Here is a 704-nt window from a genome sequence, read left to right on the forward strand (position 1 = left end):
CGCGCTGATAGCCTGATCTTTGGACTAAATCTTCCAGCTCTAAATGGAACTTAGAACGATTTGCTAATCCTGTAAGCGCGTCATGATGTGCGAGATACTCGAGGCGCTCCATCTCTTTTGCATTGGAGAGATCGGTAAGAATAATGACCAAGTCGTAGAAACCGTTATCCTCGCACTTCACGATGCGATTTACTCGAGCAAACATTGGCACAAGTAAGCCTAAGTGATTTTGCTCAATCACTTCCCCTTGCCATACGCCATAGTTTTCAATGGACTCAATGATACTCGGCATCATTTCTTGTAATTTTCGCCAACGAATAGTTTGAATGAAAGACTGACCAACTAACTGGTCAATTTCTAAACCCACGAGCTTGGTGACTGCTGGGTTAACCATGGTGATGACGCCTTTGTGATTAAGTACAATAAGGCCGTCTTGACTGGCTTCAAACACTCGACCAGCTACGCGCTGGCGATTCATCGCCTCTTCAATCTCTGTGATGTCTTGAATGGCGAAGAGAAGATAACCGTGGTTAGACAAACGACGAGTCGTTAGGCTTAGCTGCTGTTCGTTATCAATGTTTTGAAGGTGGATATCATCACACTCTAAGCATCGACTAAGAATTTGGCTAAGCTCGTTCGGCATTTTTGTTTTTATCAGATCGCGGATATTCGCATTTTCTAATGTTTCCGGTGTTTTCTGAAAT

Annotated in this window: 1 protein-coding gene; it reads right to left on the reverse strand. The window is 43.6% G+C overall.

Translation table 11 applies throughout. The features are described from left to right. A partial coding sequence (locus tag R7Q09_RS25705) for a PAS domain S-box protein (protein ID WP_318143886.1) occupies window positions 1-704 on the reverse strand: 704 nt, incomplete at both ends.

This window comes from Vibrio sp. 2130-1 (genome assembly GCF_033339515.1).